Source organism: Gordonia abscondita, from assembly GCF_032711245.1.
Classification (GTDB): domain Bacteria; phylum Actinomycetota; class Actinomycetes; order Mycobacteriales; family Mycobacteriaceae; genus Gordonia.
Window position 1 is genome coordinate 3,058,885 of record NZ_CP128986.1, and the last position, 23,899, is coordinate 3,082,783.

Genomic DNA, 23,899 nt, shown 5'->3' on the forward strand with positions numbered 1-23,899 from the left:
TCCAGACAGGTGATCCGGACTCTCCGGCATCATGGGAGTCGTGGCCCACTACGTGCACTCCGGACCGCTCGCCGATCTCGACCCCGCGACGCTCCACGGAATCCTCAAACTCCGTGTCGACGTGTTCGTCGTGGAGCAGAACTGTCCGTATCCGGAAATTGACGGGCGTGACGCGGAGCCGTCGACGATTCACTTCTGGTGTGCCGATCCCGACGGGGCCCCGGTCGCGACGGCTCGCCTTCTCGTCGACGGACTCGCAGACGGACGGAGCGAGCTGCGCATCGGACGTGTCTGTACCCGCCACGAGCTGCGCGGCACCGGATTGGCCAGTGCGATCCTCGACGCCGTCGTCGCCGAGATCGGGGATCGGCCGAGCGTGCTGGACGCCCAAGCCCGTCTGGGGGACATGTACGCGCGGTGGGGGTACGCCGTCGTCGGGCCGCAGTTCGTCGAAGACGGGATCCCGCACGTGCCGATGCGTAGGTCGGGGTCGCCCGCTTTGTGACGGGACGCTGTCCGTCGGTCGAATGAAGAATCGGCGCCAACCCTTTTGTCGGCGCTACTATTCGCCAGGTGACTTCAGGTGCATCAGGCGGCAGGCCGTTCGGACGGTTTCCCGAACCAGACCGCCCCGTCCCGCCTCCGGGCCCGACCCGTCCGGGACCTCAGGTCCGGCAGCAGTACCAGCCGTTCGGCCGGTCTGACGCCGGGGCGGACTTCACCACGCCCGTCGAACTGCGCTGCATCCTGCAGCCGACCTCCGAGATGCGGCGCATGATCCCGCTGCTCGTGTTCACGTTCCTGTTCGCCGCACTCGTCATCGCTGTGATCGTCGGGATCATCGTCCCCGACGTGGCGGCGGTGTCGTTTGTCGCGGGACTGGTCGGCGGCGCGGTCGTCGCCGGCTCGATGTACATGCGCCTCAAAGTGCGGCTGACACGCACCTTCGGCGAGCTCCAACGGCTGCGTCTCATGCCGCACGGTATGCAGCGCACCGACGGGACCATCGCCATCGACATGCCGTGGGCGACGGTCAGCCGTATCGAAGTCCGGAACTCGGCGCTCCCGAGCAGCAGGAGGGCGAACCTCGCGCGCGCGGGTGCGGCAGGCGGTGTCGCGAACGGCGTCCTCGCGGCCGCGCAGACGAAGGTCGCGGCTGGCATCGTCGGGCGCGCAACGCTCACCCCACTCCCCGGCGCGAGCCGTGCCCGGCTGAAGGCACACGACCGTGTGTCGGGCGGCCGCGCACATCTGCGCCGCGGACAGTCCCACACGACCGAACAGGGACTGATCTTTCCCGGTGAGTTCGAAGCGGGCTGGGTGCACGGCACGGTCGGAGCCTGGCTGCGTCACTACCGCCCCGACCTGCAGCTGCCGAACTGATCGTCGCGGCGGCGACGCTCGTTCACGCGAATGAGGTACGCCTGATTCGTCCGTCGCGTTCGTATAGCGTCTTCTCGGTGAACACGCTGATCGGCGGTGGCCGACGATGACCGAGAGACCAGCCGGAAGCGGTATGTCGCCAGGCGCCGAGTTCGCCGGGTACGTGATCGAACGCCGACTCGGTGCGGGCGGAATGGGCGAGGTTTATCTCGCGAAGCACCCTCGGCTTCCCCGGCACGACGCGATCAAAGTGTTGGCACCGCACCTGACCGCCGACCCGGCATATCGGGCGCGGTTCGAGCGCGAAGCCGAACTTGCTGCGGGACTGCGCCATCCCGCCATCGTCGCCGTCTACGACCGGGGCGAGAGCGACGGACGCCTGTGGATAGCGATGGCCTACGTCGAAGGCCGCGACCTCGCCGAACGGCTCGCAGCCGAAGGTCCGCTCGCCGCGAACCAAGTCGCGTTCGTCGTCTCGACCGTCGGCGACGCACTCGACCGCGCCAACCAGCGCGGACTCGTGCACCGCGATGTGAAGCCGGCGAACATCCTGCTCAGCGACGACGGTGACGTCCTGCTCGCCGATTTCGGGATTGCCCGCTCGCAACTGCCCGACTCCTCGTTGACTGCGACCGGAACTGCGGTCGGCACCCTTGACTTCGCCTCGCCCGAACAGTTGCAGGGGTTAGCGGTCGACGGACGCAGCGACCAGTACTCGCTGGCGTGCACCGCGTTCGCGTTGCTGACCGGCGGCGCGCCGTTCGCGGACAGTAGCGCGGCGCGGGTCATCTCGCGACAGCTCAACGAACCGCTTCCGTCGGTGCTTCCACGGCGCCCGGATCTGACGCATGCGGTGGACGCAGTGCTCGCGCGGGCGACCGCGAAAGACCCGGCCCAGCGGTACGCGTCCGCGTCGGAGTTCGCGGCGACGCTGTCCGGGGCGCTCGCGCAGCACCCGGCCCGACCGCCGGCCGGACCGCCGGCCGGCGTCCACCAGCAGTACTCGCCGACCGTCCAGGCGCCGCCGACTCTGCCGCGCCCCGCGTCGAACAGGCGGCGGTTGCTCATCGCGGGCGGAGTCCTCGCCGTGGTCGTGGCGCTCGTCGTCGGACTGTGGGTCGGGATTCCGCGACTTCTGACGAGCGAAGGTGAGTACGTTCAGGAACCGACCGACGCGGCGCGCGCCCTCGACCTGCCTGCGATCACACCGCTGCTCCCGTCACTGGAAGCCACGCCGACTGCGTCGGCGTGGAGGTACCAGGCGCCCGACGGCGATCAGAACATCCGGGTGGTGGGCGCGGTGGGCGACATCGTGCTCGTCGGCCGCGATGGTGCGCTCGACATCGTGGACGCGGCGACCGCGAAATTGCGACGAACCGTGCCGATCGGCGGCGACGACGCCCCCGTCGAGTGTGGAGTCGACGAGAAGGCGACGTGGGCGGTGTGCCAGGTCGGCTTCGGTCGCTCCTTGGCGTTCTTCGACCTCGAGCGCGGTGTGCGAACCGCATCGGAGGGCGTCTCGTCGAGCAGTGCCTCGTTCGCCGTCGTCGGGGATCGTGTGGTGGTGGCAGGTGGGTCGGGCGAGTCGTTCGACGTCGAGGTGCTCGATCGGCGAGGTCACCGCCTGTGGTCGCGGGAGTCGACGTCGTCGGTCGCTGTCGGCGGGCCGGTCGTCGGTGTGACGCCGCCGAAGGGGTCCGGGGCGTTCGCTACCGAAGAGGTGGTAGCGGTGCGCGTCGCCGACAACAAGGAAGTCGCTCGCGTGCCCGTAACCGACGATCAGTACGTGTCGGCGCCCGAATTCGCGCCCTATGCCACCGGGTTTACCCTGGCGGGCCACTTCTACGACACGGACGGCAGCCAGCTAGCGGCCGTGCCCGACGACTGGCGGCCGATGTACGTCGCGCAGGGCACGTCGCTCACCACGCCTGCGCCCGGACTGCCGCTGCTCGCCGACCTCGACAAGAACATCGGCGTCGTCGATCCGGAGACCGGCGACGTCCTGTGGTCGCGCCGACTCGGCGGCGCCTACAGCGCGCATGTGACTGCCGCCGGGCGGTCCGCGCTCATCGACAACATGGCGTCCGACGGAGACTCTGACATTCGGCGGTTCGCGTGGTTCGACGTTGCGACCGGCGCTGGCTCGTCGACGTCCGGGTACGAGGTGTACGACATGCTCGGGACGGACGGCACTCGGGTCGCGGTGTCGGCCCGGGACGGTGTGCGCGTCTACGGTCCAGGTGGGGACAAGCCGTTGTGGACACTGCCGGTCGAGGATGGCGGGCTTAGCGTCGTCTCGGCGGGCGGTCACCTCTATCTCCGTGGCGAACGGATCGTCTGACCGCTCCGGCACAACTCTCACGTATATGGACACGGAGCCGTAGATCCGGGCGAAATTCGTCGAAATTGTGGGACTTGTGCCCGCGATGTCGACTCGCATCGTGTGAGGCGATCGCAAACGGTTTGCGGCCACCGCATATCCTGGTGGGAGCCCAATCCGCAGACCTTGAGTGGAGATACCCATGCTTGCCCGTACCGACCTGCGGGGCGCGGTCCCGACGCTGAGTGAACTGCGTCGCGCGCTGCCCCGTGGCGGAACCGACGTCAACGCCGTGCTGCCTCGCATCACCCCCGTCGTCGAAGCGGTCGCCGAGCATGGAGTCGCCGCCGCGTTGGACTACACCGAGCAGTTCGACAAGGTCCGGCCCGCGGGCGTTCGGGTCCCCGCCGACGTGATCGCGCAGGCGCGGGAGGCCCTCGACGCCGACGTCACCGCGGCGTTGGAGGAGTCGATCAGACGGGCTCGACTGGTTCACGCCGAACAACGACGTCGGACGGTCGTCACCCAGGTGGTTCCCGGCGGGACCGTCGCTGAGAAGTGGATTCCCGTCCGCCGCGTCGGCCTCTATGTGCCGGGCGGTAACGCCGTGTACCCGTCGAGCGTCATCATGAACGTCGTCCCCGCCCAGGAAGCAGGCGTCGGCTCGCTCGTCGTCACCTCGCCCGCACAGGCCGACTTCGGTGGTTGGCCGCACCCGACGATTCTCGCAGCGTGCTCGCTGCTCGGCGTCGACGAGGTTTGGTCGGTCGGTGGCGCGCAAGGCATTGCGCTGCTCGCCTACGGCGGCACCGACACCGACGGCGCGACGCTCGACCCGGTGGACCTCATCACCGGCCCCGGCAACATCTTCGTGACCGCCGCCAAACGTCTGGTGCGCGGCGTCGTCGGGATCGACTCGGAGGCCGGCCCCACCGAGATCGCGATCTTGGCCGACGACTCCGCCGACCCGGCGATCGTCGCATCCGACATGATCAGTCAGGCCGAACACGACGTGCTGGCAGCGTCGGTGCTGGTCACCGACAGCGAGTCGTTCGCGGACGCGGTCGACGCGGCGGTCGACGACGCCGCGAACGCCACCAAGCACGCTGAGCGTGTGCGGGACGCGCTGACGGGCAAGCAGTCGGGCATCGTCCTGGTCGACGATCTGGCGGCAGGCATCGCCGTCGTCGACGCATACGCGGCCGAACACCTCGAGATCCAGACGCGCGATGCGGCCGCGGTCGCCGACCGCATCACCAGTGCAGGCGCGATCTTCGTCGGAGCGTTCTCTCCAGTCAGCCTCGGCGACTATTGCGCGGGATCGAACCACGTGCTGCCGACCACCGGCTCGGCGAAGTACGCGTCAGGCCTGTCGGTGCAGACGTTCCTGCGCGGCGTCCACGTCATCGACTACGACCGTGCCGCGCTCGCCGACGTCGCCGACCACGTCGTAGCTCTCGCGAACGCGGAGGATCTGCCCGCGCACGGGGAAGCCGTCACCGCACGGTTCGCGAGCAAACAGCGATGACCTCGGACCCCACCGCGCCCGGTTCCGGGTTCACTCTCGCCGACCTGCCGTTGCGTGACAATCTGCGCGGAAAGTCCGCCTATGGTGCACCTCAACTCAAGGTCCCGGTCGCGCTCAACACGAACGAGAACCCACACCCGCCGAGCCAGGCGCTCGTCGACGACGTCGCCAAGGCTGTCGGTAGTGCGGCCGAGGAACTTCATCGCTACCCGGACCGGGACGCCGTCGACCTCCGCACCGATCTCGCCGCGTATCTGTCGGGTGCGACGGGTGTGAGGTTGACTGTCGACAATCTGTGGGCGGCGAACGGGTCGAATGAGATCCTTCAGCAGGTGCTGCAGGCGTTCGGTGGTCCGGGTCGCAGCGCGATGGGCTTCGTCCCGTCGTATTCGATGCACCCGATCATCTCTGACGGGACGCAGACGACGTGGATCCCGGCGCACCGCGCCGATGACTACAGCCTCGATGTGGCTGCGGCGATCGCGGCGATCGCCGAACACCGTCCCGACGTCGTCTTCGTGACGTCGCCGAACAACCCGACAGGGGAGTCCCTGGTGGCAGCGGATGTCGCAGCCATCGTCCGCGCGGCCCCCGGCATCGTGATCGTCGACGAAGCGTACGCCGAGTTCTCCGACGAGCCGAGCGCGGTGAGTCTCCTCGATGAGTACGGCGACAAGCTGATCGTCTCGCGCACCATGAGTAAGGCGTTCGCGTTCGCTGGCGGCCGGCTCGGCTATCTGGCGGCTGCCCCGGCGATGATCGAAGCGCTGCTTTTGGTGCGCTTGCCGTACCACCTGTCGGTGATCACGCAGGCCGCGGCGCGGGCCGCGCTGCGCCACAGTGTCGAGACTCTCGGCTCGGTCGCCGCGCTCGTCGCCGAACGCGTCCGGGTCGTCGCCGCACTCACCGGGATGGGCTACGACGTCTGCCCGTCGAACGCCAACTTCGTCCTGTTCGGCGAGTTCGCGGACGCGCCCGCGACCTGGCAGCGATTCCTCGACGAAGGCGTGCTGATCCGAGATGTGGGCATTCCCGGGCGGCTGCGTGCGACGATTGGACTGCCCGCCGAGAACGACGTCTTCCTGGCGGTCAGCGAGAAGCTGGCCGCCACCGAGCGAAAGCAGTGAGTGTGACCAACGCAGGCCAGGATCGGATCGCTCGCGTCGAGCGGACGACGCGGGAGTCGTCGATCGTCGTGGAGATCAACCTCGACGGGACCGGCGTCACTGACATCGACACCGGTGTGCCGTTCTTCGACCACATGCTGACGGCATTCGGCGCGCACGGCAGTTTCGACTTGACGGTCCACGCGAAGGGCGACATAGAGGTCGATGCCCACCACACGGTGGAGGACACCTCGATTGTCCTCGGCACCGCGATCGGGCAGGCGCTTGGCGACAAGAAGGGTATCCGCCGTTTCGGCGACGCGTGGATCCCGATGGACGAGACGCTCGCACAGGCCATCGTCGACGTCTCGGGACGCCCGTACATCGTGCACACCGGCGAACCGGAGCACTTGCTGACCGCGACCATCGGCGGCTATTCCGGTGGCGACCGCCCGTACTCGTCGTATTCGACGGTCATCAACCGCCATGTCTTCGAGTCGATCGCCCTTAACGCGCGCATCGCCCTGCATGTGCGTGTCCTGTACGGTCGCGACCAGCACCACATCACCGAGGCCGAGTTCAAGGCCGTCGCCCGTGCGTTGCGTGAAGCAGTCGAACCCGATCCGCGCGTGAGCGGTGTTCCGTCGACGAAGGGGAGCCTGTGAGCGGAGCGAATGTGGGGTGTGCGCTGTGAGCGGAGCGATTGTGGGGTGTGTGCTGTGACGCGGAAGGTCGCGCTGCTCGACTACGGGTCGGGGAATCTCCGTTCGGCGCAGCGAGCATTGGAACGTGCGGGCGCTGACGTCGAGATCACGTCCGACTTCGATACCGCGCTGAACGCCGACGGGCTGTTGGTCCCGGGCGTCGGCGCGTACGCGGCGTGCATGGAGGGTCTGCTCGCGGTGCGCGGCGACCGGATCATCGGTCGTCGGCTCGCCGGTGGCCGTCCGGTGCTCGGCATCTGTGTCGGCATGCAGATCCTCTTCGACCGCGGTGTCGAATTCGACGTCGACACGCCCGGTTGCGGCGAGTGGCCGGGTTCGGTGACCCGATTGCAGGCGGATGTGTTGCCGCACATGGGGTGGAACACAGTGCAGACGCCGGACGGTTCGACGTTGTTCGCGGGCATCGACGACGATGCGCGCTTCTACTTCGTTCATTCGTACGCGGTGCAGGAATGGTCGATGGACTCGGCGGGATCGAAGATCGCTCCGCCGCGTCTGACGTGGTCCGATCACGGCGGCCGGTTCCTGGCCGCCGTGGAGAACGGGCCGTTGTCGGCCACCCAGTTCCACCCGGAGAAGTCTGGTGATGTGGGGGCGCAACTGTTGACCAACTGGATCGGGAGTTTGTAGATGGGGGACACCAGACGATCGGCGGCTACCGAATTCTCGTTCGGGAAGATGGTCGCGTATTCGCTCGGTGCTGCGACCGGGGTGATCATCGTCGCGGCGATCATCATCTTGTTCGTCGCGCAGGCGTCGCCTACTGCGGCTCTCGTCATCGCGCTCGTCGCGGTGGTCGGTGTGGTCGTGGCGATCGCTGTGGTCTCGCGGCGGATGATGGCCGGTGTGCAGGCTGAGATAGACGAACGGCGTGCCCGTGCGGCGGCACGCGATGAGGAAGCGGGAAACTGAAAGCAATGGGTAAGACTCTCGAACTGCTCCCTGCGGTCGATGTTGTGGATGGGCAGGCGGTTCGCCTGGTCCAGGGCGAGGCGGGATCGGAGACGTCGTACGGTTCGCCGCGGGATGCCGCTCAGGCCTGGCAGGCGGGTGGAGCGCACTGGGTGCACCTGGTGGATTTGGACGCGGCGTTCGGTCGCGGCGAGAACCGTGCGCTGCTCGCTGAGGTGGCGGGTGAACTCGACATCAACGTCGAGTTGTCGGGTGGCATCCGCGACGATGCGACGTTGGAGGCGGCGCTTGCTACGGGCGCGACCCGGGTCAATCTGGGGACGGCCGCCATCGAGAACCCCGAGTGGTGTGCCCGCGCTATCGCCGAGTACGGCGACCAGATCGCGGTCGGACTCGACGTGCTGCGCGAAGGCGAAGCGTGGCGTGTGCGCGGCCGCGGATGGGTGACTGACGGCGGTGACCTGTGGGCGACGCTCGAGCGACTCAACGCTGACGGCTGTGCCCGCTACGTGGTGACCGATGTGAGCAAGGACGGCACGCTGACTGGACCCAACTTGGACTTGCTTGCGCAGGTTGCGCGCGCGACGGATGCACCCGTCGTGGCCTCGGGCGGCGTGTCGACGGTCGCCGACCTGGTTGCGATCGCCGAACTGACTGACCTCGGAGTTGAGGGCGCGATCATCGGTAAGGCGCTGTATGCGGGCCGGTTCACGTTGCCTGAAGCGCTGGCCGCGGTGTCCGCGACGAAGTGACCATCGTGCCCGCTTCCGCAGCCGACTTTGACTTGCCGCGTCTGCTCGCCGTCGCCGACGGCATCCTCGACTCGGTGGTCGGCGAGTTCGTTGACGGTCTCGGCGCGCCGAGTTCGGTGCGTAAGAAGGGCGATGACTTCGCGACGGACGTCGACCTGTCGTTGGAGCGTCGGATCGGGGCGGAACTCGCCGACGAGACGGGAATCGGGGTTCACGGCGAGGAGTATGGCGGCCCGGCCGCCGACTCGGGTCCGGTCTGGATTCTCGACCCGATCGACGGCACCTTCAATTATTCGGTCGGTTTGCCGGTGGCCGCGATGCTACTTTCTCTCGCCGTCGACGGTGACCCTGTCCTCGGTATCACCCGGCTGCCGTTGCTGAACCAGCATTACGCGGGGATCGTCGGGCAGTCGTTCACTGTGAACGGGGAGCGGGCTCCGAGCCTTGAACCTGCACCGTTGTCGTCGGCGGTCATCGGCTGCGGCGCGTTCAACGTACGGTCGGGCGGACGGTATCCGGGGGCCGGTCGGGCGGCGCTGTACTCGGCGTTGAGTCACCGGGCGCGCCGCTTGCGGATGACGGGTTCGACCGGCACCGACATGGCGTACGTGGCTGCGGGAATCTTCGGCGGCGCGGTGTCGTTCAGCTATCACGCGTGGGACAACGCGGCGGGCACCGCGCTAGTACGGGCCGCGGGCGGCGTGGCGACTGACGTGCACGGGTTGCCGTGGCGGGTCGGTTCGGCGTCGCTTGTCGCTGGCGACCCGCGGCTTCATGCAGAACTACTTCAGGTTATCGCCGACAGCGGGGTGGCCGGAGACGACACGATCGAAAGCAAGGTGGATCAGTGAGTGTGGCGGTGCGTGTCATCCCCTGTCTGGACGTCGACGACGGCCGAGTGGTGAAGGGCGTCAACTTCGCGAATCTGCGGGACGCTGGCGACCCGGTGGAGCTCGCCGCGCGGTACGACGCGGAGGGTGCGGATGAGCTGACGTTCCTCGATGTGACGGCGTCGAGTTCGGGCCGGTCGACGATGATCGATGTGGTCCGCCGGACCGCCGACCAGATTTTTATCCCGTTGACTGTCGGGGGCGGTATCCGCACTGTCGACGATGTGGACACGATGTTGCGGGCGGGCGCGGACAAGGTCAGCGTCAATACTGCGGCGATCGCGCGTCCCGAGGTGCTCGGCGAGATGAGCCGCCGGTTCGGCTCGCAGTGCATAGTCCTGTCGGTCGATGCGCGGACGGTGCCTGGTTCGGACGGCGCCGGGAGCGGAGCGAGCGGGCCTGGTTCGGACGGCGCCGGGAGCGGAGCGAGCGGGCCTGGTTTGGACGGCGCCGGGAGCGGAGCGGGTACGCCGTCCGGCTGGGAGGTCACTACTCATGGTGGTCGACGCGGGACCGGCATCGACGCCGTCGAATGGGCTGCGCGTGGCGCGGAGCTGGGGGTCGGCGAGATCTTGCTCAACTCGATGGACGCCGACGGTACTAGGGACGGTTTCGATTTGGCGATGATCCGTGCGGTCCGTGCCGTTGTCTCGATTCCTGTCATCGCATCCGGCGGCGCTGGCAAGGTGGATGATTTCGCGCCCGCGGTGCATGCGGGTGCCGACGCTGTTCTGGCCGCGTCGGTATTCCACTTCGGTGACCTCGCCATCGGTCAGGTCAAGGCCGCGATGCGGGCAGCCGATATCACCGTCCGTTGACGGTCCCATACTTTTCTCGACCAAGGAGCTTCCCATGGCACTGCCCGCAGCGCTCGCGGCGCGACTCAAACGTGGTCCGGACGGCCTGTTCGCGGCTATCGCGCAGGAACGCGAGACCGGCGTTGTCCTGATGATGGCGTGGATGGATGATGAGGCGCTCGAACGCACGCTCGCTACCCGTCGAGGCACGTACTTTTCGCGGTCTCGACAGGAGTACTGGGTGAAGGGCGAGACCAGCGGCCACACCCAGTTCGTGCACGATGTGCGCCTCGACTGCGACGGCGACGCACTGCTGCTCGTCGTCGACCAGGTCGGTCCCGCTTGTCACACCGGTAACCACAGCTGTTTCGACACCGAGTCGCTAACTTTCGCCGACTCGGTCTCCGACGACGAAAGGCGTTGACATGCCGTTGATCCAGATCTCGCAGACCGAAGGTTTGTCGGACACCGTCAAACGCGAGACGATAGCGGCGGTGACGGAGGCGTATGCCAAGGCGACCGGTAAGAATCCCGACTCGGTGTGGGTGACGATCACTGAGATTCCGCGGAGTCAGTGGGGCGTCGGCGGGGAATCTCTCGGATGAGCGCGCACACCACTTCGCTGGCGGAGTTCCTCGACCTGGCAGGCGAGCATCGGGTGGTCCCGGTTACTCGGAAGGTACTGGCCGACTCGGAGACTCCGCTGTCGGCCTACCGCAAACTGGCAGGTGATCGGGACGGTACGTTCCTGCTGGAGTCGGCGCCTAACGGGCAGTCGTGGTCGCGGTGGTCGTTCATCGGCTCGGGTTCGTCGGGTCTGACGGTCGTCGACGATCAGGCTCACTGGTGGGGGACTGTCCCGGCGGGTGCGCCCGTCGGCGGCGATCCGCTGGCGGCTCTCGCGGAGTCGCTCCGCCTCTTGCAGACTGAGGCGTTCGCCGACATGCCGCCGCTGACCGGTGGTTTCGTCGGTTTCATGGCGTACGACTTCGTTCGACGACTGGAACGTCTGCCGTCGCTCACTGACGACGATCTCGGTTTGCCGGACATGTTCTGGTTGCTGACCTCTGAGCTGGCCGCGTTCGACCACCACGAGGGCACCATCACGCTGATTGCCAATGCGATCAATTGGGACGGTTCGGATGAGCGGGCCGAGCAGGCGTATGAGGATGCGGTAGGTCGGCTCGATGTGATGACGGCGGCGTTGGCCGCGCCAGCAGCGTCGACGGTCTCGACGTTCGACCGGCCAGCCCCCGACTACACCTCGCAGCGCACGCTCGACGAGTATTCGCGGATCGTCGATGACGTCGTCGGGGCGATCGAGGCCGGGGAGGCATTCCAGGTGGTGCCGTCGCAGCGGTTCGCCGTTGACACCGACGCCGATCCGGTCGACGTGTATCGAGTGCTGCGCGCTTCGAACCCGAGCCCGTACATGTATCTCGTGCGGGTCCCCGGCGTCGAGCGCGATCCGTTCACGATCGTCGGGTCGTCGCCGGAGGCTCTCGTCACTGTCGCCGAAGGGGTGGCGACGACGCATCCGATCGCGGGGACTCGTTGGCGTGGTTCCACTGAGGAGGAGGACCAGCTTCTCGCGAAGGGGTTGCTTGAGGACGAGAAGGAGAACTCTGAGCACTTGATGCTCGTCGACCTCGGCCGCAACGATCTGGGGCGGGTGTGTGAGCCTGGCACGGTCCGGGTCACCGATTATCGTCGGGTTGAACGCTACAGCCACGTGATGCACCTGGTGTCGACCGTGTCGGGTCGTCTCCGGGACGGCAAGCAGGCGCTCGACGCGGTCACCGCGTGCTTCCCGGCGGGGACGTTGACTGGCGCGCCGAAGGTTCGGGCGATGCAGATCATCGAAGAGCACGAGGTGACGCGGCGTGGTCTGTACGGCGGTATCGTCGGCTATCTCGACTTCGCGGGCGACGCCGACACCGCGATCGCCATCCGCACCGCACTCATGTCCGGCGGTACGGCTTATGTCCAGGCCGGCGGCGGCGTCGTCGCTGACAGCGACGCCGAATACGAGTTCAATGAGGCACGCAACAAGGCGACGGCGGTCCTCAACGCGGTCGCCGCAGCCGGCACCTTGACCAGGGTCGGCGGAGAGGATCGGGCATGACCGACAGCGAGCACACTGACGCCGAAACCCCTGAGGCGCCTGACCGCACCGAGGCGCCAGCGAGCGGCGGGGCGACGAAGTCGGTCGGCCGCCGTAGGCAGGGGATCGCGGGGCTGTTGCTGGCGATCGCCGCGATCATCCTGTGGACTGTGTCGCGGATGCGATGGGCGGAGGTCGTCGCCGAGGACGGGCTCGGAGTCCCGCGCAGCTTCGACGTCGACGGTTCGGATTGGAGCCCGTGGCTCGTGGCCGTCGCGCTGCTGTTCGTCGCGGGCATCGTCGCCCAGTTCGCGGTGAGTGGCTGGCTGCTGCGGCTCGTCGCGCTCATCCTCGCGCTCGCGGCTGTCCTCTCGGCGGTCCCCGCGATCTCGCTGATCAATAATGGCCAGAACAACATGTTCGCGGCCGACGCCATCGATCTGGATCCGAAGTACGACGTCCGGGTGATCTTGACGTCTAACACACCGGGGTACCTGTTGATCGTCGGCGCGGTGTGCGCGGCGATCGCCGCAGTCCTCATGATGCGTGGCGCGGCGGCGGGTCGGATGTCGTCGAAATACACGTCGCCTGCTGCACGCCGTGAGGAGCTTGAGAAGAAGGTGTTCGCCGAACGTGAACGCGCAGCCCGAGGCGAGGAGACGGAGTCGGACGGCAACGAGCGTCTCATGTGGGACTCGTTGGACAACGGAGTGGATCCCACCGACGAACGTCCGTAGCCCCCTCGCCTGGTTCCACGTCCCTGGCCAGCGGGCAGGGTAGCGAGTAGCGTCGAGGTCACTCGGTTCAACCACCAGCCGAGTTCCTATGCCGACCACAGTGACGCTTTGGCAGTGTCCAGGCATTCGCATCGCCGCACTGCAAGAGTGACGCCGCGAGCGTCATCTTCCGTGCGGTCGACGTAGAAGGGACTCCGGAATGACGAATGACGAGTACGACCACGTACGGACTCTGCTGATCGAGCGTGAGTTCTTACGGTCTGGCGACCAACGCCGCGACACGCTGCGAGACGAAGCAGTCGTGGCTAGCCTTCCGCTCGCCGAGCACATCGCGCAGAAGTTCGCGGGGAGGGGCGAGAGCCGAGACGATCTCGTGCAGATCGCGCGCCTCGGGTTGGTGCAGGCCGTCGATCGGTTCGAGCCCTCCCGCGGCGCCGACTTCCTCTCGTTCGCAGTGCCGACCGTGATGGGGGAAGTGCGCAGGCATTTTCGCGATCGCACCGCGATGCTCCGGGCCCCGCGCCGACTGAAAGACCTCGCGCTGCAGCTACGCGACAGCGAGGGGCCGATGACGCAGGTCCTCGGCAGGATGCCGACGCGACGCGAACTGGCCACCGAGTTGGGTGTCGACCTCTGGGAGGTCGACGAGGCGCGACGTGCCGCGGCCGCTACGGTCACGGTGTCGCTCGACAGTCCGTCGGCCGGTGCCGACGACCGGCCGACGAGCGAGCGGATAGGACGCGAGGACTCACACTACGACCTTGTGAACGATGCGCAGACGCTTCGCCCCGCCCTTGCTCACCTCCGCCCTCGTGAGCGGAAAATCATTGGCCTCCGGTACTTCGAGGATTTGTCGCAGAGTGCGATCGCCAAGCGTATGGGTCTGTCTCAGATGCACGTCTCCCGGCTACTTCGACGGTCGATCGACGATCTACAGGCCGAACTCGCCGCCACGGCGTGAGCGTTACCTCGGCGTATCGGGTCGGCGCATCGGTGTCCGGGTTTGGTCGAATCTGCTGTGTCGGTCTCTCCGGTGGCCGGTGTTCGGGGTTGCCAGCGCCGTCGGCTTTCGGCACGGTGGAGTGATGAGCGATCAAACGAATGTCACAGTGCAGCGCGTCATCGAGGCTCCGGTCGACCACGTTTTCGACGTGCTCAGCAACCCGGAACGACACCAGCGGTTGGACGGGTCGGGATACGTTCGCAGCGTCGACCACGCCGACCGCATCCAACGGGTCGGGCAGGTATTCACCATGAACATGGAGGGCCCGCACATGGGCGGCGAATACCAGACAGACAACCATGTGACGGGCTACGCCAAAGACAAACTCCTGGCGTGGCAGACGGCGCCCGCTGGCACCGAGCCTCCCGGTTGGGAATGGGTGTGGGAACTCGAATCGCAAGGACCGGACAGCACACTGGTCCGGCACACTTACGACTGGTCGCGAGTCACCGACAAAGACCTCCTGGCCAAGGTCAAGTTCCCGCTCGTGACTGAATCTCAGCTGGAGGACACCTTGTCCAAACTGGCGGCCGAGTCGGCGACCGACTGAGCCCGCCGACTGTCGGCGCCGAGTCGGCGAGCCGTGGCGCGGCTACCCCGCGGCGAACACCTCGACGACCTTCTCGCAGAACGCGGGCAGGTCGCCGGGGTTCCGACTCGACACCAATGACCTGTCGACGACGACCTCGCCGTCGACGACTGTGCCGCCCGCATTCTTGATGTCGGTGCGAACACTCGGATACCCGGTTAACGTGCGTCCTCGAACCACGTCGGCTTCCACCAGGGTCCAGGGGCCGTGACAGATCACCCCGACCGGCAGGTCGGCGTGCATGCAGCCGCGGACGAAGTCGACCGCGTGCGCATCTTGCCGGAGCTTGTCGGGATTGGTCGTGCCGCCGGGCAGCAGGAGCCCGTCGAAGTCGGTTACCGCGACATCGGCGACCACACGATCGACTCGGAATCGGTCGGCGACCTCCACATCGCCGTTCATCGCCTGAACTTCGCCTGGTCGCAGCGATACCAGCACAGTGGTCGCCCCGGCTTCCTCGACGGCGTCGCGCGGCGCAGTCAACTCGACCTGTTCCACGCCGTCAGCAGCGAGAATCGCGACCGTCATTCCGGCGAGCGGCCGACCGGTCGAGCCTCCACGCGTCGTCGCGCCAGAACGTGTGCGATCATCGTTCATCGTTCATCGTCTTCTCCTTCGCTATCGTGTCCGTGCACTGAGGACGTGTGCAGGGCAGTCGGTGGGGTAAACGTCGGGCGGGTCACCGCGGTCGAGGTCGTAGTAGGCGGCGATGGCTCGCATCACACAGCGGTGCGTTCGCGCTGAGCCCACACGCGCAGATCGCGACCTGGAACCGGTCACAGTGGACGAGTGATCCGTCGGGCCGCTCGACGTCCACCGGGCCTTCGACGAGGATCGGCCCCTTCTTGACGACTCGGACCCGCCGCGGCCCGTCGTCAGTCACCGGGGATCCTCACTGCGGATCACCGCGATCGACTCGGTGTCCGCGCGCGGATCCAACAGGCCCGCGGTGATGAGGCGGCTGCGCCGCGACGTCATGACCCGGCCGAACGGGATCGCGCGGTCGCGCACCACTGTCGAGCGCAGTCCGGCCGCGTGCAAGGCGCAGAGCGAACGCGGCACATCGGCGAGCTCACTCTGCACGATAAGCATCGTGCCCCCGGACGCGAGTAGACCGGGGCCGACGGCACACAGCACGTCGAGGACGGCGCGACCGTCGGACCCCGCGTTCCACGCCCAACTCGGTCCGTCCGCGGAATTCGCACTGCCCGGCGGCGTCGGCACATAAGGCGGGTTGCAGGTGATCAGGTCGAAGTCGGCAACGTCGATCCCGGCCAGATCGGCGTGAACGACGTACAGTTCCACGCCCACGTGGGCGGCCCGCTGTCGAGTCGCGGCCACCAGACGGGGCGGTTCCGGGCAATGCGAGGGGGACAGGCATGTGTCAGCCGTTCCGCCCGCGGGAGCCGACGTGGCAGACGTGGTCCCACGAGTGGCCTATGGGCCGCAGGTGCTGCGGCGTTCGGATCGGGGCGGATGAGACGAGTGTTCGCCAGTTCATGAGTGGACCTCCAAGTCGTGCCGAAACGTGTGGCCACGCCGTCCACGGTGTCCGGCGTCGCTGACGTCGAGTACCCATCTCGCGAAATGTGAACCCTGCGTGCCGGACGCAACGACGTTTGAACGCCATTGCGCTGGGGTAACCGAGACCCATGAAGGCGCAATGCGGTGTCCGAGGAAAGTCAGGTGGCCAGTGATGGTCGGAGCGTCGGCGTCGCGGATCGGCCAAGCGCTTCTGCCCGATCCGCGCGGGCCGGTGTCCGCGGAGATCATCGGTGCGGTGCGAGCGGATGCCGCGCACGCGCCGTCGCGCATTCGTGTGCCGAACGACGTCGACCCCTGGAGCGACGACGTCCAACTCGCCTTGACTGTGTGCCACGAACTGCACTATCGGGGCTGGGGCGACGCGGGCCGCGACTGCGAATGGGACCCGGTTGTCATCGCGGCGCGCGTCCACCTCGAAGACGCGTACCTCGATGCCATCGAGCAGGAATGCCCACCGTCGACGGAGGGCCGAACCGCTGACGCGGAACTCGGTGCGCTCGCGAGTTCAGTGCCGACGGGCGCGTCCGAGTTCTTGCGCAGGCATGGGACCGAGAGCGAGTTCGCCGACTATTTCGCCGCACGATCGCTCTATCACCTGAAGGAGGCCGACCCGCACGCCTGGGCGATCCCTCGTCTGCGCGGGCAGTCCAAGGCAGCTTTCGTCGCGGTCGAGTTCGATGAGTATGGAGCGGGTCACGGTGACCGTGTCCACCAGGTCCTGTTCGCGGACCTCTTGTCGTCGGTGGGGTTGAACGATGCGTACCTCGGATATCTGTCGACGGCTCCCGCAGTCGCGCTTGCGCCGGTGAACCTGATGTCCTGTCTCGGGCTCCGTCGTTCCCGCCGAGGCGCGACCGTCGGACACTTCGCTGCGACCGAAATGACATCGCCGCTCGGATCGGCCCGACTGCTCGCCGGGCTGGAGCGGATCGACGCGCCCGAGGAGGCCCGACGGTTCTATCGCGAGCATGTCGAGGCCGACGCCGTCCACGAATTGGTGATGCGCCATCAGGTGGTCGCGCCGCTGCTTGCCGACGACCCATCCCTTGAAGGTGACGTGCTGTTCGGGATCGCTGCCCTGCAAGTCGTGGAGGATCGCCTCGAGTCCGCGCTCCTTGACGCATGGCACTCCGGTGCCTCGCTGACGGGGGTCTGACCGCACACGTTCGATGCGTACACACCCCGGACAGTGGCCGTGCGAACGGCTTGCCTACTCTTGAGGCACAGCGCGAGAAAGGGGCGTCGCAGTGAGCGAACAGTCAGTGCTCGATTCCATCATCGACGGGGTCAAGGCGGATGTCGCTGCGCGCGAAGCTGTCCTCGATCTCGCTACCGTGAAAGAGCTCGCGGCCAAGGCTCCCGAACCCCGTGACGCGGCCGCCGCACTGCGGCAGCCGGACATCGCGGTGATCGCCGAGGTCAAGCGGGCGAGCCCGTCGAAGGGGCAGCTGTCGAACATCGCGGACCCGGCGGAACTCGCGAGAGCGTACGAGGCTGGGGGAGCGCGTGTCATCAGCGTGCTCACCGAGGAACGACGGTTCAAGGGGTCGCTCGCCGACCTCGACGCGGTCCGCGCCGCCGTCGATATCCCGGTGCTTCGCAAGGACTTCATCGTCGGCCCCTACCAGATCCACGAGGCGCGCGCCCACGGAGCCGACGTGATCCTGCTGATCGTCGCGGCCCTGGAACAGAAGGCACTCACCTCGCTGCTCGACCGCACCGAGTCCCTCGGAATGACGGCGCTGGTCGAGGTCCACACCGAAGCCGAAGCCGATCGCGCACTCGAAGCGGGCGCCACTGTCGTCGGTGTTAACGCCCGTGACCTCAAGACCCTGCAGGTCGACCGCGACGTGTTCTCGTCGATCGTGCCGGGTCTGCCGTCCGACATCGTGCGCGTCGCCGAGTCCGGTGTTCGCAGCACCGCCGATCTGCTCGCGTACGCGGGAGCGGGCGCCGACGCAGTCTTGGTCGGTGAAGGTCTCGTGACGTCCGGCGACCCGCGCAGCGCGGTCTCGGACTTGGTGGCGGCGGGCGCACACCCGTCGTGCCCGAAGCCCGCACGCTGACTCGAGTTCTCCGGGCCCGACACGCTGGTCGCGTCCACCGGACCCGCGCCGATATTCCATTGCCGTTCCGTGACTCAGACGAGGATGATTGACCCCGTGACCGATCCGACCGAATTCCCCAAGGCCAGCGACGGCGTCGCGAACGTCTCGCCGATCGGACCCGATGACAACGGACATTGGGGGGTCTACGGCGGCCGCCACGTCCCCGAAGCTTTGATGGCCGTGATCGACGAGGTCACCGCCACGTACGAGAAGATGCGCAGCGATCGGGAGTTCCTCGACGAACTCGATCGTCTCCAGCGCGACTACGCTGGGCGTCCGTCGCCGTTGTACGAGGCGGAGCGGCTCAGCGAACTGGCGGGCGGCGCACGCCTGTTCCTCAAACGCGAGGACCTCAACCACACGGGCTCGCACAAGATCAACAACGTGCTCGGGCAGGCGCTGCTCGCTGCGCGGATGGGCAAGAAGCGTGTCATCGCCGAGACTGGCGCAGGCCAGCACGGCGTCGCGACGGCCACCGCGTGCGCACTCCTCGGCCTCGACTGTTTGATCTACATGGGGCGAGTCGACACCGAACGTCAGGCGCTCAACGTCGCCCGCATGCAGCTGCTCGGCGCGACTGTCGTCGCTGTCGAATCGGGATCGGCGACCCTCAAGGACGCGATCAACGAGGCGTTGCGCGACTGGGTGACCAACGCCGACGACACGTACTACTGTTTCGGCACCGCGGCCGGTCCACACCCGTTCCCGATGCTGGTCCGCGACTTCCAACGGATCATCGGCATGGAAGCGCGCCGTCAGATCCAGGAGAAGACCGGACGTCTGCCCGACGCCGTCACCGCGTGCGTGGGTGGGGGATCGAACGCGATCGGCATCTTCCACCCGTTCGTTGACGACCCCGACGTACGCCTCGTCGGATTCGAAGCGGCGGGAGACGGCGTCGAGACCGGTCGCCACGCGGCGACCTTCACCGGTGGCACCCCCGGAGCGTTCCAGGGCGCCTACTCGTACCTCCTGCAGGACGAGGACGGCCAGACCATCGAATCGCACTCGATCTCCGCAGGTCTCGACTATCCGGGTGTCGGTCCCGAACACGCCCACCTCAAGGACATCGGACGGGCCGAGTACCGTCCGGTCACCGACACCGAGGCGATGGACGCGTTGAAGCTGCTGTCCCGCCGCGAAGGCATCATTCCGGCGATTGAGTCGGCGCATGCTGTGGCAGGCGCGCTCGAACTCGGCAAGGAACTGGGCGAGGGCGCGATCGTCGTCGTCAACCTGTCCGGTCGCGGCGATAAAGACGTCGATACGGCGGCGTCATGGTTCGGGCTGTACGGCAGGCCGCCGTCAGAGACCGAATACGCCGCTTCTATCGCAGGGGACAATCAGTGAACACCGCACCCGCCAGCCGCCTCGGCGACACCTTCGCCGCCTGCCGCAGTGAGAACCGCAGCGCGCTGATCGGCTACATGCCGGTCGGCTACCCGGACTTGTCGACATCGTTGGAGACGCTGCGCACCATGGTGTCGGCGGGGTGCGACATCGTCGAGATCGGTATCCCGTACTCGGATCCGGTGATGGATGGCCCGACGATCGCGAAGGCCGCCATCCATGCGCTCGCCGGCGGCACCCGTGTCCGTGACGTGTTCGCCGCGGCCGAAGCGGTCGCCGACGCGGGCGCCAAGCCCGTGGTGATGAGCTATTGGAACCTGATCGGCAAGTACGGTGTCGATGCGTTCTCTCGGGATCTCGCCGCAGCGGGTGGTGTCGGCGTCATCACGCCGAACCTGATTCCGGAGGAGGGCGAACAATGGCATGCCGCGTCCGACGCTCACGGTCTGGACCGCATCTATCTCGTCGCGCCGTCGTCGACACCTGAGCGGATCGCGACGACTGTCGACGCATGCCGCGGGTTCGTGTACGCGGCGTCGACGATGGGCGTGACCGGTGCCCGGTCGTCGGTGTCGAATCTGGCGCCCGAACTGTGTGCGCGAGTCCGCGAGTACTCGGACATCCCGATCGGTGTCGGGCTGGGCGTCCGCAACGGTGACCAGGCCGCGGAGATCGGCGCGTACGCCGACGGCGTGATCGTCGGCTCGGCGATTGTCTCCGCAGTCGACGAAGGTCAGCCTGCGGTGGCCGCGCTGATCGATGATCTCGCACAGGGCGTCCGGCGCGCTCGAGTCTGACGATCTTGTAGCGCATCGTCTCGAACGCGGCGTCGCGTTCGAGCAGGTCTCGTCCGGTGCACTACTGTGGCACGTGTGACTGCCGGACACGTCCTCGCCTACCTGCCGAGCCCGCCGCAAGGCGTGTGGAATCTCGGACCGCTGCCCCTCCGCGCATACGCGCTGTGCATCATCGTCGGCATCGTCGTCGCCGTGTGGTGGAGCGACCGCCGGTGGCGTGCCCGCGGCGGACAGCCGGGCGACGTCCTCGACGTCGCGCTCATCGCGGTTCCCTTCGGTCTGATCGGTGGGCGGATCTACCACGTCATCACCGACTGGTGGCGGTATTTCGGGGACAACGGGAAAGGTATCGGCGCCGTCTTCCAAGTGTGGGACGGCGGTCTCGGCATCTGGGGCGCCGTGGCGTTCGGCGCTGTCGGCGGATGGGTCGGCTGCCGGTGGAAGCGCATCAAACTTCCGTCGTTCGGCGACGCCATCGCTCCCGCGATCCTGGCGGCCCAAGCGATCGGCCGCCTAGGCAATTACTTCAACCAGGAACTCTACGGCGAGCCGACGACCGTTCCCTGGGGCCTGGAACTGTTCGAACGCGTCGACCCGGACACCGGCCGCCGCGGCATCGCCGTGATAGACGGTGTCTCGAACGGAAACGTCCTCGAGGTCGCCCACCCGACATTTCTGTACGAGTTGCTGTGGAACCTGCTCGTCGTCGCGCTGCTGGTGTTCCTTGACAAACGATTCCAGATCGGCCACGGCAGGCTGTTCGCCATCTACGTCGCGGGCTACTGCGTCGGCCGATTCGGTATCGAACTGATGCGCACCGACGAGGCGACCCACATCCTCGGATTGCGCGTCAACGTGCTGGTCTCCGCGCTGGTGTTCCTCGGCGCGGCGCTCTACGTGCTGATGGCGCCGCGTGGTCGCGAGACCGGACTGTCTATGTTCTGGCCCGATCGTGCCGAACAACTCGCCGACGAAGGCCACCTCGGATATGTTCCGCCCGGCCTGGACGACGAGGATGAGTACCCGGACGATGACGAGCTGGATGAGGACGAGCTGGATGAGGACGTGGAGTCCGAGGCCCCCGACGACCCAGACGAACTGGACGAGGTCTGGGCGGACAGCGACGCCGACGTGGGGGCCGAAACTGACGACAGCGAAGCCGACGGGGACGACGAAGCCGACTCGGCCGACGTGGACGATGAACTCGACGGGGATGCTGAGAATGAGGTGACCGACGAGCCTGCGGCCGGGGCTCACCCGATCGAAGACGACTCGATCGACGAGACCGAGGTGGAGACCCCGAACAGTCACGCCCCAGAAGGGGATGCCTCAGAAGGGGACGCATCGGAGTCTGAACCTGCCGAGCCCGAGAGCGATGAGCCGGTGGCCGAAGAGCCGGAGGCCGCCGATCCGGAGGCCGATGATTCTGTGACTGCGGCGTCGGAGAGTGCCGAGTCCGCCGTGTCCGACTCGGAGGCCGGTGAGTCCAAGTCCCCGGACACAGATTCGACCAACACAGAACCGGGCGACACGGAACCGGGCAACACAGAACCGGCTGACACGACGTCGGCCGAATCTAGACGCGGTTACACCATCGTGTCGAGTCTCGACGGGCTCGATCTCGACGAGATCGCTGTCGTCGAGCAGACCTCGGGACACGATCTCGGCGCCATCGAGATCAGATCGAGCGAATCTGATGAATCCGGCAAGAGCGACGCCTGATGGGCGTCGGTTGACGAACATGTCGTTAACCACTCGCGGTACGCACCAGTAGGTTCGAATTGTGCGCGTCCGACGGATAGCCTTGGAGGGTGACTCGTCGAACCAAGATCGTTTGTACTCTGGGCCCCGCTACCAACACCGAAGAAGAAATCACCGCTCTCGTGGAGTGCGGAATGAACGTCGCCCGAATGAACTTCAGCCATGGCGCGCACAGCGACCACCGCGGTGTCTACGAAGCGGTGCGTGCGGCGAGTGTTAATACCGGTACCGCCGTCGGCGTCCTCGCCGACCTGCAGGGCCCCAAAATCCGTCTCGGCAAATTCGAGGACAACGGGCGCCCGAACGGGGCGGTGGACTGGAACGACGGCGAGCAGATTCGGATCACGGTCGACGACGTGATCGGCAACCACGATCGCGTCTCGACGACGTACTCGCAGCTCGCCCAGGATGCTCGGCCCGGTGACCGGCTGCTCGTCGACGACGGGAAGGTCGGTCTGACAGTCGATCACATCGACGGCAACGACGTCGTCTGCAATGTCACCGAGGGTGGCACGGTCAGCAACAATAAGGGCCTGTCGATGCCCGGGATGAATATCTCGGTGCCTGCGATGTCGGAGAAGGATATCGCCGATCTCGAATTCGCTCTGGAGCTCGGCGTCGACCTGGTTGCCCTGTCGTTCGTCCGAAGCCCCGCTGACATCGAACTCGTGCACGAGGTGATGGATCGGGTCGGCTCCCGTGTCCCGGTCATCGCGAAGCTAGAGAAGCCCGAAGCGATCGACAATCTCGAAGCGATCATCCTCGCATTCGACGCGATCATGGTTGCGCGCGGTGATCTCGGCGTCGAGATGCCGCTCGAACAGGTGCCGCTTGTGCAGAAGCGCGCCATCCAGATGGCACGCGAGAACGCCAAGCCGGTCATCGTCGCGACTCAGATGCTCGATTCGATGATTGAGAATTCACGGCCCACGCGCGCCGAAGCGTCCGACGTCGCCAACGCCGTTCTCGATGGCGCCGACGCCGTGATGCTCTCCGGCGAGACGTCGGTCGGCAAGTACCCGAACGAGACGGTGCGGACCATGGCGCGCATCGTTACCGCAGTCGAGGAGGGCACCCGTGACGTGCCCGAGCTGACCCACGTCCCCCGTACCCGGCGCGGAATCGTGACGTTCGCCGCTCGCGACATCGCCGAACGGCTCAATGCCTCGGCGATCATCACATTCACCGAGTCCGGCGACACCCTGCGGCGCGTCGCCCGACTGCACCCGCGGGCACCTCTCCTCGCGTTCACCGCGACGGAGGCCACTCGAAATCAACTCGCGTTGAGCTGGGGCGCCGACCCGATCCTGGTGCCGCGGATGAAGAACACGGACGCGATGATCGATCAGGTCGACGACGTCCTGACTGCCAACGGTCGACTGCAACGCGGGGACACTGTCGTGATCGTCGCGGGCGCCCCGGCGTCGGTGATCGGTTCGACGAACTTCGTCCACGTGCACCGCATCGGCGAACAGGACCACTGAGCACGACG

The 23,899-nt window shown here is 66.9% G+C and carries 26 protein-coding genes; 23 read left to right on the forward strand and 3 right to left on the reverse strand.

The features are described 5' to 3' along the window. The first annotated feature begins 31 nt into the window (after positions 1 to 31). The 17 genes from MP11Mi_RS14420 (at position 32) to MP11Mi_RS14500 (ending at position 14,807) form a co-directional block, all read left to right on the forward strand. On the forward strand, positions 32 to 505 hold the full coding sequence (locus tag MP11Mi_RS14420) for a GNAT family N-acetyltransferase (protein ID WP_420039583.1): 474 nt from the start codon (positions 32 to 34) through the stop codon (positions 503 to 505). Between the two features lie 68 nt (positions 506 to 573). After that, positions 574 to 1,383: a hypothetical protein gene (locus tag MP11Mi_RS14425; protein ID WP_420039584.1), complete on the forward strand. Its 810-nt coding sequence runs from the start codon at positions 574 to 576 to the stop codon at positions 1,381 to 1,383. A 106-nt stretch (positions 1,384 to 1,489) separates the two neighbouring features. Continuing rightward, the gene (locus tag MP11Mi_RS14430) at positions 1,490 to 3,724 is read left to right on the forward strand and encodes a serine/threonine-protein kinase (protein WP_420039585.1); all 2,235 of its coding nucleotides are present in this window, start codon (positions 1,490 to 1,492) and stop codon (positions 3,722 to 3,724) included. Between the two features lie 181 nt (positions 3,725 to 3,905). Next, positions 3,906 to 5,231, forward strand: a complete 1,326-nt coding sequence (gene hisD, locus MP11Mi_RS14435; protein ID WP_420039586.1) for a histidinol dehydrogenase — start codon at positions 3,906 to 3,908, stop codon at positions 5,229 to 5,231. Beyond that, positions 5,228 to 6,358 carry a histidinol-phosphate transaminase gene (locus tag MP11Mi_RS14440; RefSeq protein ID WP_420039587.1) on the forward strand — a complete coding sequence of 377 codons (1,131 nt, stop codon included), beginning with the start codon at positions 5,228 to 5,230 and terminating at the stop codon, positions 6,356 to 6,358. Before hisD ends, MP11Mi_RS14440 begins: the two co-directional genes overlap by 4 nt. A gap of 2 nt (positions 6,359 to 6,360) precedes the next feature. Further along, entirely contained in the window at positions 6,361 to 7,002 is a 642-nt protein-coding gene (gene hisB, locus MP11Mi_RS14445; protein ID WP_420042114.1) for an imidazoleglycerol-phosphate dehydratase HisB, read from the forward strand. A 54-nt stretch (positions 7,003 to 7,056) separates the two neighbouring features. Further along, positions 7,057 to 7,692 carry an imidazole glycerol phosphate synthase subunit HisH gene (gene hisH, locus MP11Mi_RS14450; RefSeq protein ID WP_420039588.1) on the forward strand — a complete coding sequence of 212 codons (636 nt, stop codon included), beginning with the start codon at positions 7,057 to 7,059 and terminating at the stop codon, positions 7,690 to 7,692. After that, positions 7,693 to 7,974, forward strand: a complete 282-nt coding sequence (locus tag MP11Mi_RS14455; RefSeq protein ID WP_420039589.1) for a hypothetical protein — start codon at positions 7,693 to 7,695, stop codon at positions 7,972 to 7,974. A gap of 5 nt (positions 7,975 to 7,979) precedes the next feature. Further along, positions 7,980 to 8,726, forward strand: coding sequence for a bifunctional 1-(5-phosphoribosyl)-5-((5-phosphoribosylamino)methylideneamino)imidazole-4-carboxamide isomerase/phosphoribosylanthranilate isomerase PriA (priA, locus tag MP11Mi_RS14460; protein WP_420039590.1), 747 nt, complete (start codon positions 7,980 to 7,982; stop codon positions 8,724 to 8,726). Positions 8,727 to 8,731: 5 nt separating this feature from the next. Next, entirely contained in the window at positions 8,732 to 9,577 is an 846-nt protein-coding gene (locus tag MP11Mi_RS14465) for an inositol monophosphatase family protein (protein ID WP_420039591.1), read from the forward strand. Then, on the forward strand, positions 9,574 to 10,434 hold the full coding sequence (hisF, locus tag MP11Mi_RS14470; RefSeq protein WP_420039592.1) for an imidazole glycerol phosphate synthase subunit HisF: 861 nt from the start codon (positions 9,574 to 9,576) through the stop codon (positions 10,432 to 10,434). The genes MP11Mi_RS14465 and hisF overlap by 4 nt, the downstream gene beginning before the upstream one ends. Positions 10,435 to 10,468: 34 nt before the next feature. Then, positions 10,469 to 10,837: a phosphoribosyl-AMP cyclohydrolase gene (gene hisI, locus MP11Mi_RS14475; protein WP_420039593.1), complete on the forward strand. Its 369-nt coding sequence runs from the start codon at positions 10,469 to 10,471 to the stop codon at positions 10,835 to 10,837. Position 10,838: 1 nt separating this feature from the next. Next, positions 10,839 to 11,018, forward strand: a complete 180-nt coding sequence (locus tag MP11Mi_RS14480) for a tautomerase family protein (protein WP_420039594.1) — start codon at positions 10,839 to 10,841, stop codon at positions 11,016 to 11,018. Further along, entirely contained in the window at positions 11,015 to 12,538 is a 1,524-nt protein-coding gene (locus tag MP11Mi_RS14485) for an anthranilate synthase component I (RefSeq protein ID WP_420039595.1), read from the forward strand. Before MP11Mi_RS14480 ends, MP11Mi_RS14485 begins: the two co-directional genes overlap by 4 nt. Next, entirely contained in the window at positions 12,535 to 13,254 is a 720-nt protein-coding gene (locus MP11Mi_RS14490; RefSeq protein ID WP_420039596.1) for a TIGR02234 family membrane protein, read from the forward strand. The genes MP11Mi_RS14485 and MP11Mi_RS14490 overlap by 4 nt, the downstream gene beginning before the upstream one ends. 199 nt (positions 13,255 to 13,453) lie before the next feature. Beyond that, on the forward strand, positions 13,454 to 14,215 hold the full coding sequence (locus MP11Mi_RS14495; RefSeq protein WP_420039597.1) for a SigB/SigF/SigG family RNA polymerase sigma factor: 762 nt from the start codon (positions 13,454 to 13,456) through the stop codon (positions 14,213 to 14,215). 124 nt (positions 14,216 to 14,339) lie between these two features. After that, complete coding sequence (locus MP11Mi_RS14500; RefSeq protein ID WP_420039598.1) at positions 14,340 to 14,807, forward strand: SRPBCC domain-containing protein; 468 nt, start codon at positions 14,340 to 14,342, stop codon at positions 14,805 to 14,807. 42 nt (positions 14,808 to 14,849) lie between these two features. Here MP11Mi_RS14500 and MP11Mi_RS14505 read toward each other — a convergent pair whose 3' ends face one another. The 3 genes from MP11Mi_RS14505 to MP11Mi_RS14515 all read right to left on the reverse strand — a co-directional run bounded on the left by MP11Mi_RS14505 (position 14,850) and on the right by MP11Mi_RS14515 (position 16,187). Further along, positions 14,850 to 15,374: a type 1 glutamine amidotransferase domain-containing protein gene (locus MP11Mi_RS14505; protein ID WP_420042115.1), complete on the reverse strand. Its 525-nt coding sequence runs from the start codon at positions 15,372 to 15,374 to the stop codon at positions 14,850 to 14,852. Positions 15,375 to 15,525: 151 nt separating this feature from the next. Continuing rightward, positions 15,526 to 15,729: a CDGSH iron-sulfur domain-containing protein gene (locus MP11Mi_RS14510; protein WP_420039599.1), complete on the reverse strand. Its 204-nt coding sequence runs from the start codon at positions 15,727 to 15,729 to the stop codon at positions 15,526 to 15,528. Beyond that, positions 15,726 to 16,187 (reverse strand): hypothetical protein, encoded by a 462-nt coding sequence (locus tag MP11Mi_RS14515; protein WP_420039600.1) that lies wholly within the window; start codon positions 16,185 to 16,187, stop codon positions 15,726 to 15,728. Before MP11Mi_RS14515 ends, MP11Mi_RS14510 begins: the two co-directional genes overlap by 4 nt. Positions 16,188 to 16,542: 355 nt before the next feature. Here MP11Mi_RS14515 and MP11Mi_RS14520 point away from each other — a divergent pair, with 355 nt between their 5' ends. From MP11Mi_RS14520 to pyk, 6 genes are all read left to right on the forward strand, one after another. Continuing rightward, positions 16,543 to 17,547 carry an iron-containing redox enzyme family protein gene (locus tag MP11Mi_RS14520; protein WP_420039601.1) on the forward strand — a complete coding sequence of 335 codons (1,005 nt, stop codon included), beginning with the start codon at positions 16,543 to 16,545 and terminating at the stop codon, positions 17,545 to 17,547. 91 nt (positions 17,548 to 17,638) lie between these two features. Beyond that, complete coding sequence (gene trpC / locus MP11Mi_RS14525; RefSeq protein WP_420039602.1) at positions 17,639 to 18,457, forward strand: indole-3-glycerol phosphate synthase TrpC; 819 nt, start codon at positions 17,639 to 17,641, stop codon at positions 18,455 to 18,457. Positions 18,458 to 18,541: 84 nt separating this feature from the next. Further along, positions 18,542 to 19,849 (forward strand): tryptophan synthase subunit beta, encoded by a 1,308-nt coding sequence (gene trpB / locus MP11Mi_RS14530; protein ID WP_420039603.1) that lies wholly within the window; start codon positions 18,542 to 18,544, stop codon positions 19,847 to 19,849. Beyond that, positions 19,846 to 20,646: a tryptophan synthase subunit alpha gene (gene trpA, locus MP11Mi_RS14535; RefSeq protein WP_420039604.1), complete on the forward strand. Its 801-nt coding sequence runs from the start codon at positions 19,846 to 19,848 to the stop codon at positions 20,644 to 20,646. The genes trpB and trpA overlap by 4 nt, the downstream gene beginning before the upstream one ends. A 66-nt stretch (positions 20,647 to 20,712) precedes the next feature. Further along, complete coding sequence (lgt, locus tag MP11Mi_RS14540; protein ID WP_420712798.1) at positions 20,713 to 22,368, forward strand: prolipoprotein diacylglyceryl transferase; 1,656 nt, start codon at positions 20,713 to 20,715, stop codon at positions 22,366 to 22,368. Positions 22,369 to 22,457: 89 nt separating this feature from the next. Further along, positions 22,458 to 23,891, forward strand: a complete 1,434-nt coding sequence (pyk, locus tag MP11Mi_RS14545) for a pyruvate kinase (protein WP_420039606.1) — start codon at positions 22,458 to 22,460, stop codon at positions 23,889 to 23,891. Positions 23,892 to 23,899 lie beyond the last annotated feature (8 nt).

Bases quoted from the DNA above. Each gene is read 5' to 3' on its own strand.
- MP11Mi_RS14420 (WP_420039583.1), top strand. From the start codon at position 32: ATGGGAGTCGTGGCCCACTACGTGCACTCCGGACCGCTCGCCGATCTC.
- MP11Mi_RS14430 (WP_420039585.1), top strand. From the start codon at position 1,490: ATGACCGAGAGACCAGCCGGAAGCGGTATGTCGCCAGGCGCCGAGTTC.
- hisD (WP_420039586.1), top strand. From the start codon at position 3,906: ATGCTTGCCCGTACCGACCTGCGGGGCGCGGTCCCGACGCTGAGTGAA.
- MP11Mi_RS14440 (WP_420039587.1), top strand. From the start codon at position 5,228: ATGACCTCGGACCCCACCGCGCCCGGTTCCGGGTTCACTCTCGCCGAC.
- MP11Mi_RS14455 (WP_420039589.1), top strand. From the start codon at position 7,693: ATGGGGGACACCAGACGATCGGCGGCTACCGAATTCTCGTTCGGGAAG.
- priA (WP_420039590.1), top strand. From the start codon at position 7,980: ATGGGTAAGACTCTCGAACTGCTCCCTGCGGTCGATGTTGTGGATGGG.
- hisI (WP_420039593.1), top strand. From the start codon at position 10,469: ATGGCACTGCCCGCAGCGCTCGCGGCGCGACTCAAACGTGGTCCGGAC.
- MP11Mi_RS14480 (WP_420039594.1), top strand. From the start codon at position 10,839: ATGCCGTTGATCCAGATCTCGCAGACCGAAGGTTTGTCGGACACCGTC.
- MP11Mi_RS14485 (WP_420039595.1), top strand. From the start codon at position 11,015: ATGAGCGCGCACACCACTTCGCTGGCGGAGTTCCTCGACCTGGCAGGC.
- MP11Mi_RS14490 (WP_420039596.1), top strand. From the start codon at position 12,535: ATGACCGACAGCGAGCACACTGACGCCGAAACCCCTGAGGCGCCTGAC.
- MP11Mi_RS14495 (WP_420039597.1), top strand. From the start codon at position 13,454: ATGACGAATGACGAGTACGACCACGTACGGACTCTGCTGATCGAGCGT.
- MP11Mi_RS14500 (WP_420039598.1), top strand. From the start codon at position 14,340: ATGAGCGATCAAACGAATGTCACAGTGCAGCGCGTCATCGAGGCTCCG.
- MP11Mi_RS14505 (WP_420042115.1), bottom strand. From the start codon at position 15,374: ATGACGGTCGCGATTCTCGCTGCTGACGGCGTGGAACAGGTCGAGTTG.
- MP11Mi_RS14520 (WP_420039601.1), top strand. From the start codon at position 16,543: ATGGTCGGAGCGTCGGCGTCGCGGATCGGCCAAGCGCTTCTGCCCGAT.
- trpB (WP_420039603.1), top strand. From the start codon at position 18,542: ATGATTGACCCCGTGACCGATCCGACCGAATTCCCCAAGGCCAGCGAC.